Source organism: Thermodesulfobacteriota bacterium, assembly GCA_040756475.1.
Lineage (GTDB): Bacteria > Desulfobacterota > Deferrisomatia > Deferrisomatales > JACRMM01 > JBFLZB01.
Genome location: JBFLZB010000038.1, coordinates 1 through 14,452, shown reverse-complemented (window position 1 = coordinate 14,452; position 14,452 = coordinate 1). Strand labels below are relative to the sequence as shown.

At 71.0% G+C, this 14,452-nt stretch carries 13 protein-coding genes; 12 read left to right on the top strand and 1 reads right to left on the bottom strand.

The features are described 5' to 3' along the window. Positions 1-59 precede the first annotated feature (59 nt). From murC to ftsZ, 6 genes are all read left to right on the top strand, one after another. On the top strand, positions 60-1,433 hold the full coding sequence (gene murC / locus AB1578_07755; GenBank protein ID MEW6487794.1) for a UDP-N-acetylmuramate--L-alanine ligase: 1,374 nt from the start codon (positions 60-62) through the stop codon (positions 1,431-1,433). 4 nt (positions 1,434-1,437) lie between these two features. Further along, positions 1,438-2,385, top strand: a complete 948-nt coding sequence (gene murB / locus AB1578_07750) for a UDP-N-acetylmuramate dehydrogenase (GenBank protein ID MEW6487793.1) — start codon at positions 1,438-1,440, stop codon at positions 2,383-2,385. A gap of 2 nt (positions 2,386-2,387) precedes the next feature. Beyond that, on the top strand, positions 2,388-3,293 hold the full coding sequence (locus AB1578_07745; GenBank protein MEW6487792.1) for a D-alanine--D-alanine ligase: 906 nt from the start codon (positions 2,388-2,390) through the stop codon (positions 3,291-3,293). A gap of 11 nt (positions 3,294-3,304) precedes the next feature. Then, positions 3,305-4,069 carry an FtsQ-type POTRA domain-containing protein gene (locus tag AB1578_07740; protein MEW6487791.1) on the top strand — a complete coding sequence of 255 codons (765 nt, stop codon included), beginning with the start codon at positions 3,305-3,307 and terminating at the stop codon, positions 4,067-4,069. Next, the gene (gene ftsA, locus AB1578_07735; GenBank protein ID MEW6487790.1) at positions 4,066-5,298 is read left to right on the top strand and encodes a cell division protein FtsA; all 1,233 of its coding nucleotides are present in this window, start codon (positions 4,066-4,068) and stop codon (positions 5,296-5,298) included. Before AB1578_07740 ends, ftsA begins: the two co-directional genes overlap by 4 nt. A gap of 92 nt (positions 5,299-5,390) precedes the next feature. Then, positions 5,391-6,554: a cell division protein FtsZ gene (gene ftsZ / locus AB1578_07730; protein ID MEW6487789.1), complete on the top strand. Its 1,164-nt coding sequence runs from the start codon at positions 5,391-5,393 to the stop codon at positions 6,552-6,554. Between the two features lie 60 nt (positions 6,555-6,614). On the opposite strand, the gene glk is transcribed toward ftsZ, so the two are convergent. Continuing rightward, positions 6,615-7,652, bottom strand: a complete 1,038-nt coding sequence (gene glk / locus AB1578_07725; protein ID MEW6487788.1) for a glucokinase — start codon at positions 7,650-7,652, stop codon at positions 6,615-6,617. Positions 7,653-7,810: 158 nt separating this feature from the next. Here glk and AB1578_07720 point away from each other — a divergent pair, with 158 nt between their 5' ends. From AB1578_07720 to AB1578_07695, 6 genes are all read left to right on the top strand, one after another. Further along, positions 7,811-8,497, top strand: a complete 687-nt coding sequence (locus tag AB1578_07720) for a prolyl oligopeptidase family serine peptidase (protein ID MEW6487787.1) — start codon at positions 7,811-7,813, stop codon at positions 8,495-8,497. A 70-nt stretch (positions 8,498-8,567) separates the two neighbouring features. Next, a complete protein-coding gene (locus AB1578_07715) occupies positions 8,568-9,317 on the top strand; it encodes a prolyl oligopeptidase family serine peptidase (GenBank protein MEW6487786.1) in 750 nt (249 codons plus the stop codon). Positions 9,318-9,765: 448 nt separating this feature from the next. After that, entirely contained in the window at positions 9,766-10,446 is a 681-nt protein-coding gene (locus AB1578_07710) for a TVP38/TMEM64 family protein (protein MEW6487785.1), read from the top strand. 5 nt (positions 10,447-10,451) lie between these two features. Beyond that, positions 10,452-12,686: a hypothetical protein gene (locus AB1578_07705; GenBank protein ID MEW6487784.1), complete on the top strand. Its 2,235-nt coding sequence runs from the start codon at positions 10,452-10,454 to the stop codon at positions 12,684-12,686. Positions 12,687-12,689: 3 nt separating this feature from the next. Further along, positions 12,690-13,979: a glycosyltransferase gene (locus AB1578_07700; protein ID MEW6487783.1), complete on the top strand. Its 1,290-nt coding sequence runs from the start codon at positions 12,690-12,692 to the stop codon at positions 13,977-13,979. Positions 13,980-14,029: 50 nt separating this feature from the next. Further along, positions 14,030-14,452: oxidoreductase (locus AB1578_07695; protein MEW6487782.1), on the top strand; the 423-nt coding region annotated here is incomplete at its 3' end.

Here is a 14,452-nt window from a genome sequence, read left to right as displayed (position 1 = left end):
TCCGAGGGTTGATTTCCCACGGGCAACAAACAACGCGCAACAAGCCAACGGAGGCTTCTTTGTATCGCAAAGCGAAGCACGTCCACTTCGTGGGCATCGGGGGCATCGGCATGAGCGGGATCGCCGAGGTGCTCCTCAACCTCGGCTACCGGGTGAGCGGCTCGGATCTCAAGGACTCGCCCCTGATCCGCCGCCTGGCGGAGCGGGGGGCGCGCGTCGCCCTGGGGCACGCGCCCGAGAACCTGGGGGACGCCTCGGTGGTGGTGACCTCGTCGGCGGTCAGGGCCGACAACCCCGAGGTGGCCGAGGCCCACCGGCGGCTCGTCCCGGTGATCCCCCGGGCGGAGATGCTGGCCGAGCTCATGCGGATGAAGTACGCGGTGGCCGTGGCCGGCGCCCACGGCAAGACCACCACCACGTCGCTGGTGGCGGCGGTGCTCTCCGAGGCGGGGCTCGACCCCACGGTGGTCGTCGGGGGGCGCCTGGCGAGCCTGGGGTCGAACGCGAGGCTCGGGCAGGGGGAGTTCCTGGTGGCCGAGGCCGACGAGAGCGACGGGAGCTTCCTGGTGCTCTTTCCCACGGTGGCGGTCGTCACCAACATCGACCGGGAGCACATGGACCACTACGGCACGGAGGAGGCCCTGGAGACCGCGTTCGTGGACTTCGCCAACAAGGTCCCCTTCTACGGCGCGGTGGTGGCGTGCCTGGACGACCCCCGGGTGCAGGCGGTGCTCCCGCGCATCCGCAAGCGCACCGTCACCTACGGCCTCTCCGCCCAGGCCGACGTCTCGGCCCGGCAGGTGCGCCGCGAGGGGGGCGCGTCCCGGTTCCGGGTCTTCCTGCGGGGAGAGCCCCTCCTGGAGGTAGCCCTGGCCCTGCCCGGGGAGCACAACGTGCTCAACGCCCTGGCGGCCGTGGCGGTCGCCACCGAGCTCGACGTGGCCCCGGACGCCACGGCCCGGGCCCTGAGCGGGTTTTCGGGCGTGGACCGGCGCTCCCAGGTGATCGGCGAGGCCGGGGGCGTGCTGGTGATGGACGACTACGCCCACCACCCCTCCGAGGTCCAGGCCACCCTGAAGGGCCTGCGGGAGGCCCACGGGCGCCGGGTGGTGGCCATCTTCCAGCCCCACCGGTATTCGCGCACCCGAGACCTCTTCGAGCGCTTCCTCACGGCCTTCTATGGGGCCGACGTGCTCGTGGTGACCGACATCTACCCGGCCGGGGAGGCCCCCGCGCCCGACGTCACAGCCGCGGCCCTGGTGGCCGGCATCCGCGCCCACGGCCACAAGGACGCGGAGCTCATCCCCGAGCTGGCCCGGGTGCCCGAGCTCCTGGAGCCCCGGCTCCAGGAGGGAGACCTGGTGGTGACCCTGGGTGCGGGAAACGTGTGGCAGGCGGGCGAGGCCCTCCTGCGGCGCCTGCGAGGAGAGTAGAGCGATGGCCAAGACCGCCCTCGAGCTGATCCAGGAACAGGTGCGGGGCCGCGTGGTCCTCAACGCCCCCATGAGCGAGCACACCACCCTGCGGGTGGGCGGGCCCGCGGACCTCCTGATCTTTCCGGCCGACCGGGGGGACCTCCTGGAGCTCCTGGCCTTCGTCCGCGAGCGGGAGCTCCCCTGCTTCCCCCTGGGCAACGGCTCCAACCTGGTGGTGCGCGACGGGGGCATCCGGGGCGCCGTGGTGAGCCTGGCCGAAGGCTTCACCGGCCTGGAGGTCCAGGAGGGGGCCGACGGCAGCCCGCTCCTGCGGGTCGGGGCGGGGCTGTCGCTGCGCCGGCTCGTGCGCTGGACGGTGGACCAGGGGATCGCCGGGTTCGAGGGGCTCACGGGCATTCCCGGTGTGGTCGGCGGGGCCCTGGCCATGAACGCGGGGGCGTGGGGCTCGAGCATCGGGGACCGGGTCCTGGAGCTCGAGGCCGCCGCGCCGGGGGGAAGGACCCAGGTCTTCGGCAGGGAGACCCTGCGGTTCGAGTACCGCTCCCTGAACCTGCCCCCGGGCTACGTCATCCTGAGCGCCCTCCTGCGGGGCGACCAGGCGCCTCCCGAGGAGGTCAAGGCCCGGGCCCAGGAGCTCCACCGTCGGCGCCGAGACACCCAGCCCACCCAGGAGCCCAGCGCCGGGAGCATCTTCAAGAACCCCCCCGGCCGCAGCGCCGGCCAGCTCATCGAGTCCTGCGGGCTCAAGGGCGTGCGGGTGGGCGACGCGGAGGTCTCCCGCGTCCACGCCAACTTCATCATCAACGCGGGCAGGGCCACCGCGGGCCAGGTGGTGGCCCTCATGGGAATGATCCAGGAGCGGGTCTACGTGAAGCACCGCCTGAAGCTCGAGCCCGAGGTGCGGATCGTGGGGGACTGGGAAAAGGGCAAGCTCCGGATCCAGGAGTGAACATGGCACGGACACGCATCGCCGTACTGCTGGGAGGCCGGAGCGCCGAGCGCGAGGTGAGTCTGCGCACCGGCGCGGCCGTGGCGGAGGCCCTCCGGAGGCCGGGCCGCGAGGTGGTGGAGGTGGACGCGGGCCCCGGCCTGGCCCGGATGCTCGAAGAGCTGCGCCCCGACGCCGCGTTCATCGCCCTCCACGGGCGGTGGGGAGAAGACGGGACGGTGCAGGGCCTCCTGGAGATGCTCGGCATCCCCTACACCGGCTCCGGGGTCCTGGCGAGCGCGCTCGCCATGGACAAGGGGATGTCGAAGGTCGTGTTCCGGGCCCTGGGGGTGCCCACCCCCGACTTCCAGGTCCTGGGCCCCGACGCAGGCCTGGAGGACCTGGACCTCGCGCCGCCCCTGGTGGCCAAGCCCGTGCGGGAGGGCTCCACCATCGGCGTCGCCGTGGCCCGGGAGGCCGCCCAGGTCCCGGCGGCCCTGGCCGCGGCCCGGGCCCACGGCACGGAGATCCTGGTGGAGAAGTTCGTAGAGGGGCGGGAGGTCACCCTGGGGGTCCTGGACGGGGAGCCCCTGCCGCTCGTGGAGATCGTGCCGGAAAAGGGGTTCTACGACTACGAGTCCAAGTACACCCCCGGCCGCACCCGCTACCTCTGCCCCGCGCCCCTGGAAGACGACACGGCGCGCGAGGCCGTGGGGGCCGGGTCCGCCGCCTACCGGGCCCTGGGATGTGCCGGAGCGGCCCGGGTGGACCTGATGATCGACGCCTCCGGTCGCCCCTGGGTGCTGGAAGCCAACACCATCCCGGGCATGACCCCCACGAGCCTCCTGCCCAAGGCGGCGGCGGAGGCCGGGATGACGTTTGCCGAGCTGGCCGAGCGCATCCTGGCCGGCGCGGGGCTCAAGGCCTGACGGGGAACGCGATGGAGCGGCTTCGGCCCGTGGCGGCCTTCGCGTGGGTGCTGGGGAGCGTGGCGCTGGCCGCTGTGCTCTACGCGGGGTTTCGCGCGGGGTCGGGCCTCCACCCCTTCGTCCTGGGGTCCGTGGCGGTGGAGGGCGCCCGGCGCACCGCCCCGGAAGAGGTCATCCGGGCTGCCGGGGTGCAGACCGGCATGAGCCTCTTCCAGGTGGAGGTGGCCCAGGTGCGCCAGCTCGTGGAAGCGCTGCCCTGGGTGCGCCGGGCGCGGGTGGTGCGGCAGCTCCCGGGGAGCCTCCTGGTGGAGCTCGAGGAGTGGGAGCCCCGGTGCCTGGTGCGCCTGGACCGGCTCTACTACCTCACGGCCGAGGCCCACGTGGTGCAGGCCCCCCTGGACCAGGGGCTCGACTTCCCGGTGCTCACGGGGCTCACCTGGCCCGACCTGGAAGCCCGGGGGCCGGTGCGGGAGGGACTCCTGGAGCTCCTGGCCCTCCTGGAAGCCGGGGCGCTGGGGGACGAGGCCAGCGAGATCCACGCCGACCCGGAGGAGGGCTTTACCGTCTACACCCCCTCCCGCGGCGGCACCGGCATCCGCCTGGGCCGGGAGGATCTGGAGGAGAAGCTGCGCCGGCTGGAGCGGTTGCGCCGCCACCTGGCCAGGCGGGGGCAGGCGGCCCACAGCGTGGATCTTTCGGCGGAGGACAAGATCGTGGCGCGGCTCCACCCGGGGGACGGGAAGGAGCCCAGGGCCGGGAAGGGAGCCAGGCCGTGAGGGGAAACGCGGAGCTCGTGGTCGGCCTCGACATCGGCACCACCAAGATCTGCGCGGTGGTGGGCGAAGCGGGGCCGGAAGGGGTGCGCATCCTGGGGTACGGCACCCACCCCTCCCGGGGCCTGCGCAAGGGGGTGGTCATCAACATCGAGGCCACCGTGCAGTCCATCAAGAAGGCCGTGGAGGAAGCGGAGCTCATGTCGGATCGGGAGATCCGGCGGGTCTACGCCGGCATCGCCGGAGGCCACATCAAGGGCTTCAACAGCCACGGCGCCATCGCCCTCAAGAACCGGGAGGTGAGTCCCGCCGACGTGCGCCGGGTGATCGACGCGGCCCGGGCGGTGGCCATCCCCATGGACCGGGAGGTCATCCACATCATCCCCCAGGAGTACATCATCGACGACCAGGACGGCATCAAGGAGCCCCTGGGGATGAGCGGGGTGCGGTTCGAGGCCCGGGTGCACATCGTCACCGGGGCGGTGACGAGCGCCCAGAACATCGTCAAGTGCTGCAACCGGGCGGGCCTGGAGGTGGTTGACATCATCCTCGAGCCCCTGGCGAGCGCCGAGGCCGTGCTCACCGACGACGAGCGGGAGCTCGGGGTATGCCTGGTGGACATGGGGGGCGGCACCACCGACATCGCGGTGGTGGGCGGCGGGGCGGTCAAGCACACCTCGGTGCTCGCCCTGGGGGGCAACCACGTGACCAACGACATCGCCGTGGGGCTGCGCACCCCCGCGGGGGAAGCGGAGAAGATCAAGCGCCGCTTCGGGTGCTGCCTGACGAGCCTCGTGGGCAAGGACGAGACCGTGGAGGTGCCCAGCGTGGGCGAGCGGCGGCCCCGGGTGCTCAACCGGCGCATCCTGGCCGAGATCGTGGAGCCCCGCATGGAGGAGCTCTTCGGCCTGGTGCGCCAGGACCTGGAGAAGAGCGGCGTCCAGGACCTGGTGGCCGCCGGGGTGGTGCTCACCGGGGGCGGCTCGAGCCTCATGGGCGCCCCCGACCTGGCGGAGCGGGTCTTCGGGCTCCCCGTGCGGCGCGGCACCCCCCAGGAGCCGGAAGGGCTGGTGGAGGCCCTGCGCGACCCGGCCTACGCCACGGGGGTAGGCCTGGTGCTCTATGCCGCCCGCAAGCGCGACGACCTGCCCCGAGAGCTCGACGCCGACGACGAAAACCTCTTTGCCAAGGTGACCCGGCGCATGAAGGCCTGGTTCAAGGATTTCTTCTGAAACCGCTGTTGGCCGTCGGCGGTTGGCCGTTGGCGAAGAGCCAAGGGCCAACGGCCAGCCGCCAATAGCCAACCGCCCCAAGGAGGTGCCCCATGACGAAGTTTCGCATCGAAGACACGCCGCACTTCAGCGCCACCATCCGGGTCGTCGGGGTCGGCGGGGGGGGCGGCAACGCCGTGAACACCATGGTGGCCTCGGGAATCCCGGGAGTCGACTTCATCGTCGCCAACACCGACGCCCAGGCCCTCAAGACGAGTCTCGCCCCGGTGAAGATCCAGCTCGGGGGGGGCTTCACCCGGGGCCTGGGGGCCGGCGCCAACCCCGAGGTGGGCCGCCAGGCCGCCCTGGAAGACACGGCGGCCATCGCCGACGCCCTCACCGGAGCCGACATGGTCTTCGTGACCGCCGGCATGGGCGGGGGTACGGGCACCGGCGCGAGCCCCATCATCGCCCGCATCGCCCGGGAGTGCGGCGCCCTCACCGTGGGGGTCGTCACCAAGCCCTTCGCCTTCGAGGGCAGGCGACGCCTGCGCCAGGCCAACGACGGCATCGAAGAGCTCAAGGAGGCCGTGGACACCCTCATCACCATCCCCAACGAGCGCCTCCTCTCCATCGCCGGTCGCCACGCCTCCATCGTCGACGCCTTCTCCCTGGTGGACGACGTGCTGCGCCGGGCGGTCAAGGGCATCAGCGACCTCATCACCACCTCGGGCCTCATCAACGTGGACTTCGCCGACGTGCGCACAGTCATGAGCGAGAAGGGCCTGGCCCTCATGGGCACCGGCTTCCACAAGGGCGACAACCGGGCGGTGCTCGCCGCCCAGGACGCCATCTCGAGCCCGCTGCTGGACAACATGAGCATCGAGGGCGCCCGGGGCGTGCTCATCAACATCACCGGCCCCTCCACCATGACGCTGGCCGAGGTCACCGAGGCCGCCACCCTCATCCAGGAGGTCGCCCACGAGGACGCCAACATCATCTTCGGCCAAGTGATCGACGACTCCCTGGACGACGCGGTCCTCGTCACCGTGATCGCCACCGGCTTCGGCCAGGCCAAGGCCGAAGCCCCCCCCCTCGAGGTGGTGCGCCTCACCCGCCCCGAGAAGGAGGCGGCCGTGAACCGCGACGAGCCCACCTTCATCCGCAAGCGCCGGGAGGCCACCTCCGCCGTCGCCGTGACCCGGGTCGTCAACTCCGACGTGGAGCTCGAAGACGAGTACGACGTCCCGACCTTCCTGCGAAGGCAGGCGGACTGAGAGCCCCATGGCCTTCGGTCACCCCGGGGCACGAAGCGGCCGGGCGCCCCCGGTCCGGAGCTAGGCTCCGGCAGCCCGGGCGGCGCAGCGGCCGGCCCCGTAGAGGGCGGCCTTGGGGTCCAGCACCACCCGGACCGGCACCTCCTCCAAGAGGCCCGCCAGCCGCCCCTTGGCGCAAAAGGCCTCGAGGAAGGCCCCCTCCCGGAGTTTCGGGAGGATCTTGGGGGCGATGCCCCCCGCCAGGAATACCCCTGCGGTGGCCAGGGCGGTGAGGGCCAGGTTGCCCGCCGCCGCTCCGTACACCCGCACGAAGAGATCCAGGGCGGCGACGCAGGTGGGGTCTCCTTCCCGCAGCCCTTCCTCCGCGATCACGGCGGCAGGGTCCTGCCGGGCCATCCGCTCCCGCACGCAGGCCCCAGTCCCGCCCCGGCCGCTCTGCTCCAGGAACTCGTGGATGAGGCACAGCCCGGGCCCCGAGAGAACCCGCTCGACGCTCACCCGTCCGAAGCGCGCCCGAAGGAACCGCCAGAGCTCCACCTGGACCTCGTCGGCGGGCGCAAAATCCACGTGGCCCCCCTCCGAGGCCGCCGGCACCCGGCGGCCGCCGCAGCCGTACAGCACCGTCTGGCCCAGCCCGGTACCGGCCGCGAGCAGGGCCTCGTTGCCCTCCGGGTCGGGGCAGCCCCCCTGGAGGAGCGCGAACCGGTCTTCCGGGAGCTCGCCCAGGCCGTGGGCGGTGGCGACCAGATCGTTGATCAGGAGCACCCGCGGCACTCCCAGGGCGGCGAGCTCTTCCTCCGCGACGGTCCAGGGCAGGTTCGGCGCCTGTACCCTGCCCCTCCGGATGGGGCCGGCCACGCCGATGCACGCTCCGGCCAGCCCCGGGGGGTTCTCCCCCAGGAAGCTCTTCACCAGGGCAGCCGCACTCGGGTAGGCTGCGGTGGGCACCGTGGCCTCCCGCACGGGGACGAGGGGGCCGCCTTGCGCGCGGAAGAGGGCCAGGTTCGCCTTGGTGCCGCCGATATCGGCGGCAAGCAGCAGGGTCGGCTCGGGGGCAACCCAGAGCGAGGAGGGCACGTGGGCCGGAAACCGCTCCATGGAATCGGGAACCTCCTGGGGCACGTGCGGGCGGCCTGGCCGCCCCGGGGAGCCCGCACCTTAGCAGAGGAGCGGGCCGGGGCAAAGCGCGACGGCCCTCCCGGGGAGTCCCGGCCGGGGGCAGGAGCTTCCGCCCCGCGCCGAGAAGGGAGAAAGGGGTGATCGCGCGGCTGCGCGCCGTGCTCCGGGCCGGCGGCTATTCCTACCTTCTCTACGTGCCGCCGGAAGGGCCGGGCGGGGGGCCCCGGCCCCTGCTCCTCTTCCTCCACGGCATCGGCGAACGGGGGAGCCACCTGGAAGAAGTGGCCCGCCACGGCCCGCCACGGGAGGTGGAAGCCGGGCGGGACCTGCCCTTCGTGGTCGCCGCGCCCCAGTGCCCCGCCGGTCACTTCTGGTCCCTCCCCCTCCTGGGAGAGCTTCTGGACCACCTCCTGGACGCCCATCCCGTGGACCCGGACCGGGTCTACCTGACGGGGCTGAGCATGGGTGCCCACGCCGCGTGGGCCCTGGGGGTGGCCCAGCCCTGGCGCTTCGCCGCCCTGGCGCCCGTGTGCGGCAGCGGCGACCCGCGAAAGGCCGGGCGCCTGGCCCGGGTGCCCGTGTGGGCCTTCCACGGCACCCAGGACCCCGTGGTCCCCGTGGCGTCCTCCCGCACCATGGTGGCCGCGCTGCGCCGCTGCGGCGGCCAGGCCGAGCTCACCGAGTACCCCGACGCGGGCCACGACGCCTGGACGCGCACCTACGAGGGCGACGCGCTCTACCGGTGGTTCCTGCGCCACTCTCGCCCCCGCGCCCGAACCCCGGCCCCCGCCCAAGGCACACCGCCGGGCGAGGCCCCTGGGTAACCCCTCCACGCACGCCTTCCCAACGGGGCGCCGCGGTCCTCGTGCCTGGGCTGCCCAAGAGGAGCTCACCGTGCCCAGGCCATCGAAGGTCCTCGAAGAACGGCTCACCCTCCACAGCGAGGGACTGCGCCTGGCGGTATTCGCGGCCCGGCCGGCGGACCGCGCCGGACGCCTCCCCGCGGTCGAGATCCACCACGGCGGCGGCGGATACGACACCTTCTACGAGGACCTCGCGATCCTCCTGGCGGAGCGAGGCTTCGTCGGGGTGGCCATGGCCCACCGGGGCAACCCCGGCTCGGAGGGCCGGACGGAGTATGGGAGAGGGGAGGTCGCCGACATCGGCCACCTCTCGGAGGAGCTGTGCCGCCGGGCCGACGTGGACCCGGGCCGGCTGGGAATCGTCGGCTACTCCCGAGGGGCCCACAGCGCCCTCCTGGCCCTCGAGCGCTTCGACTTCTTCCGGGCCGCGGTCCTCTGGAGCCCGCCGGTGGAGATGGAGCGGCACGTGCGCCTCCACCCCTGGATCGCCCAGCTCATCGGCGCCACCCCCGAGGAGGCGCCGGAGCAGTACGCCCTGCGCTCCCCCCTGCCCCGCGCCGGCGAGATCCGTTGCCCGCTCCTCATCCTCCACGGCGAAGAGGACGACGTCGTGCCGCCCGAGCACTCGCTGCTGCTCGCCCGGGAGCTGGAGCGGACCCACAGACCCTTCGAGCTCGAGCTCCTGCCCGGCGAAGGCCACACCTGGTCGGCGGCGGGCTTTGCGGCCGTCTGGGGGCGCACCGTGTCGTTCCTGGAACACCACCTCCTCCCCCGCCGGTGAATCCAGGAACCGGTGGCGGGGCCGCCAGGAAGACCCCGATCGGGTAGCCGGAGGAGGTCTCCCTCCCCGGTGCCCCTGCCGCCAGGTACCGGCGGATCAGCAGAGGGACTCGCCTGTCCTTCGCCTCCCTGGCCAGGCGCGCCACGGGGACATCGTGGTTGCGCCTGTCGCTCCCGTTGACCCTTCCCGCGCCGGAGTGGGATCGGAAACTCCATCAGAAAGGAGCGTCCCGGTCCACCGCCCCAGTTTAGGCCTCGCTTTTCTGCCCCTACGAGCTTGACCGCGTGTGGCGGCCGCGATAGGGGTGACTGCACTGCCGATGCAGCACACCATTCGGTCATCGCAATCGCGCAGATTGATTCCCTCCGACTGGCACATGGAACCTACTGGCCGCAAACCTCCCAGCACCCGCCTACGGTCACCGCTGTGGGGCATTGCGGCCAGCATCTTGCTCGTCGCCGCGATACTCGGCGTTCTGGTGCATTTCGGAGCCCATGACCAGGTACTGCGGCTGCTGAGGTGGTTCGAGGCACAGGGGCCCTGGGCGCCGGTGCTGTTCATCCTGATCATGGCGGCGGTGGTGGTGCTGGTGCTACCGGGTGTGTTGTTTACGACCGGTGCCGGATTCGTGTTCGGCGTCGTGGAGGGCTCCATCTATGTGGTGACGGGGACCACGCTCGGGGCGGTCCTGGCCTTTCTGATCGCCCGCTATCTGTTCGGGCAGCGCGCCCGGCAGTTCGTCGTGGCCCGCGCCAAGCTTCGAGCCGTGAGCGAGGAACTGGCGCCGCACGGCTGGAAGATCGTGCTCTTGACACGTCTGATCCCCTTCTTCCCCAGCAAGGTCTCCAACTACTTCTTCGGGCTGACCCCGTTTTCTTTGCGCGGTTACGCGGGTGGTTCGCTGTTGGGTTTCATTCCCTTCTCGGTCCACAACGTCTATCTCGGCTCGATCGCCGCCGATGTCAGCACGCTCGGCGCGCGCGACGTGGGCCGCACACCGCTGGAATGGGCCCTCTACGGCGCCGGCTTCATTGCCACTGTGATCGCGGTAGTCTACCTCAACCGGGTCGCGCGCCGCGCACTGGCCCGCTATACCGACACCGGCAACAGCGAGGAGAACCTGCCGTGAGCTGGATGAAATGGCTGCCGTGGCGCCTGGTCATTCGGTACGTCGCCCGCAGGCAAGGGTTTCTGGATCCCATCGCCCTGTTGGCAAGGCTGCACAGTTTCGCCCAGCCCTCCGAGGTCGGCGAGCCCATCGAATTGCTGCGTGCGGGAGTGGTCTTCCACGCCCGCGGCCTGATCAACAGCCGCGTCATCCAGCACAACCTGGATTGGGTCTGGCCCTACTGGATCGAGCGTCAGTTCGATCCGTGCGATGCTTCGTTCATCCCCCGCGCCTTCTCCATCACCCATATCAATCTCACCCACCGCAACTGGACCGCGATCGGCTACCCGGATTGCCCAGAACTTCCGATCGTCGATCCCCGCGGGCTGCTGACGCCCATGCTCGATGGCTGGTCGCTGGACGCCTGGCTGCTGGCCAAAGACGGCCGCTGCCTGCTGCCCTCGCGGGCCGCCGATTGCCGGCAGCGGCTAGACCTGAACCCGGGTGTCCGCGTCACCACCGAAACGGAAAGGACCTCTCTGGCCCTGACCAGCAGCGCCTGGGTGCAGCTCGAATCGGGTATCCCGGTGTGCAAGCTGCGTCTGCAAGCACGGTCCGACGCGCAGGCGTGGCTGGTGCTGGCGCTGCGCCCGTACAACCCGGAGGGCATCAGCTTCATTCATCGGGTCCGCCTGTCGAGCGCGCGCACGGCCTGGACGGTAGACGACACCCGGCGCGTCGAGTTCAGCACCGCCGCGACGCGGCATCATGTCGCCGACTATCGCCACGGGGACGTGTACATCCACCTCGAGGACCTGGACGACCAGACCGAAGGCCGCTGCGAGGTGGGCATGGTCACCGCCGCCGCGCTGTTTCCGGTCGAGGCCTGCGACGACACCGAGATCACTGCGAGCATCCCCCTCGCGGCCGTGCCCGGACTGCTCGCCGCCGACGCCTGGAGCACGGCGCAACGCAATCGCTGCACCCTGACCTGTCCGGAGCCGCGTTATCAGTTTCTCTACGACGCCGCGATCGCGTCGCTGATTCTGCACTCTCCCGACGACGTCTACCCCGGCCCCTTCACCTACAAGCGCTTCTGGTTTCGCGACGCCGCCTTCATCATCCATGCGCTGCTCTGCACGGGACTGACGGAGCGCGCCGAGCGCGCGCTGGCGCGCTTCCCGGCGCGCCAGACGGCGCGCGGCTATTTTCGCTCCCAGGAAGGCGAATGGGACGCCAACGGTGAGGTCCTGTGGATCCTGCAGCGGTTCTTCGCCCTGACCGGGCGGCAGCCGTCCCCGGACTGGCACGGGCCCATCCAGCGCGGCGCCCGCTGGATCGCGCGCAAGCGACTCCCCGATGACATGGGTGCGCCGCACGCCGGGTTGTTGCCGGCCGGATTCAGCGCCGAGCATCTGGGTCCGAACGATTATTACTATTGGGACGATTTCTGGGGTATCGCCGGCCTTCGCGCGGCGGCGGCCATGCTCCGGGACCAGGATCCCGGCCGCAGCGAAGCGTTCGTCCGGGCCGCCGACGATTTCGCGGCGGCGGTGGATCGCAGTCTGGCGGGCTGCGCGCAGCGGCTCGGCCGAGCGGCCATGCCCGCTTCGCCCTATCGCCGCCTGGATGCCGGCGCCATCGGCTCGCTGGCTTTCGGATACCCGCTGCAACTGTGCGCCCCGGACGATCCGCGCCTGCTCGACTGCGTGGAGTTCCTGCTCCGCCGCTGCTTCGTGAGCGGCGCGTTCTACCAGGACATGATCCACTCCGGCCTCAACGCCTACCTGACCCTGCACGTCGCTCAGGTGCTGCTGCGCGCCGGCGATCCGCGCCACCTCGACCTGATGGATGCGGTCGCCGCCCTGGCAACTCCGACGGGCCAATGGCCGGAGGCGGTCCATCCGCGCACCGGCGGCGGCTGCATGGGCGACGGCCACCATGTCTGGGCCGCAGCCGAGTGGGCGCTGATGATCCGCAACTGTTTCGTCCGCGAGGAAGGTCAGGGCCTCGTCCTGTGCGGGGGCATTCCCGCGCGTTGGCTGGATCAAGACCTGCCCATCCGCTTCGGGCCGGCACCGACGTCGTTCGGGGCGGTGTCCGTGAACATCACGCCGCGGCCCGGAGAGTCGCCGCGCGTCGAGTGGCAGGGTGACTGGCACGGCGCAGCGCCCGCGGCGCAGGTGCGCCTGCCCGGCTTCGCCCCGGCAAGTGCCCCAGCCGGCATCGACTCGATCGTCCTCGCCAGAAAGGCATCGTGAGGCATGAACATCCTCATGTTCACCAACACCTTCGCTCCCCACGTGGGCGGCGTGGCGCGCTCGGTGAGGGCGTTCGCCGAGGAGTACCGCAGGCGCGGACATCGGGTGCTGGTCGTGGCCCCCGAGTTTCCCGACATGCCGGGGGACGACCTCGACGTGGTGCGAATTCCTGCGATCCAGAACTTCAACGCCAGCGATTTTTCCGTCGCGCTGCCGATCCATCCACAGCTCGGCAGGACGATCGATGCCTTCCGGCCCGACGTCGTGCACTCCCAGCATCCATTCCTGCTGGGCACCACCGCGCTGCGGGTGGCCCGCCACCGGCAACTGCCCTTGGTATTCACCCATCACACCTTGTATGAGCAATACACGCACTACGTTCCCGGCGACTCACCCGCCCTGAGGCGCTTTGCGATCGAGCTCGCCACGCGCTACGCAAACCTCTCCGACCAGGTCTTCGCCCCCAGCGAGAGCATCCAGGCACTGCTGCGCGAGCGCGGTGTGACCACGCCGATCGCCGTGGTGCCCACCGGCGTCCGCGTGGAAGATTTCGCACTGGGCGATGGTCCGGCCTTTCGCAGACAGATGGGCATTCCCGAGGGTGCCTGGGTGGTCGGCCACCTGGGCCGCCTGGCGCCGGAGAAGAACCTGGAGTTTCTGACCCAGGCAGTCGCCGGGTTCGTCCGCCGCAAGAGCCACGCGCATTTTCTGGTGGTCGGCAGCGGCCCTTCCGAAGGGATGATTCGGGACAGCTTCGCCCGGTCCGGCCTGGAGGCACGGCTGCACATTGCCGGCATCCTGAAACAGCAGCCGTTGGCGGACGCCCTGCACGCGATGGATGTCTTCGCCTTCGCATCCACGAGCGAGACCCAGGGCATGGTGCTGACGGAGGCCATGGCGGCCGGCCTGCCGGTCGTGGCGCTGGACGCGGCCGGCGCGCGCGAAGTCGTCGCGGATGGGCGCAACGGCCGCCTCCTGTCGGATGCAACGCCCGCGGCATTCGGCGCCGCTTTGGAGTGGGTGGCCGGCCTGCCCCCAGAGCGACTGCGCGACCTGAAACGTAGCGCACTCGCTACCGCCGAGGCCTTTTCCATGCGGCGATCGGCGGACAAGGCCTTGGCCTGCTTCGAAGCACTGAAGCCCCAAGCGGACATCGACACCCGGAAGGACGAAAGTGGCTGGGAGGACATGCTGAACTTCATGAAGACGGAGTGGGACATCCTGAAGAGTCTGGCCAAAGCGAGCGACGCAGCCTTGGGGGCCCATCTGTTCTCCGACAGGGAAGACCGATGATTCTCCGGTGCCATCCCGCGCCCACGGCCGCGGAGGACGCGGACTGACCCTTGCTCGGCCGAATCGAAACCTTCCTCCGGCGCCTGCGCCGCAACCTCAGCCGCAGTGTCTGGCTGGCGCGCCTTCTCCGGTTGCCCGTGTCGGAGGGGCCGGCGTCCCGGCCGGGACTGATCATGATCCAGATCGATGGGCTCTCGCAGCCGGAGCTCGAGCGCGCGCTGGAACGTGGTGAGCTGCCTTTCCTGCGGCGGTTGATCCACCGCGAGCACTATCAGCTCCACAGCCTCTATTCGGGCCTGCCGTCGACGACGCCCGCGGTCCAGGCCGAGCTCTTCTACGGAATCAAGGGCGCGGTGCCCGCATTTTCCTTCAGAGATCATGAATCGGGCCGCGTCGTGCGGATGTTCGAGCCGGACGCGGCAGCCCGCATCGAGGCGCTGCACGCGGGCAATGGCGACGAGGCCCTGCTCCAG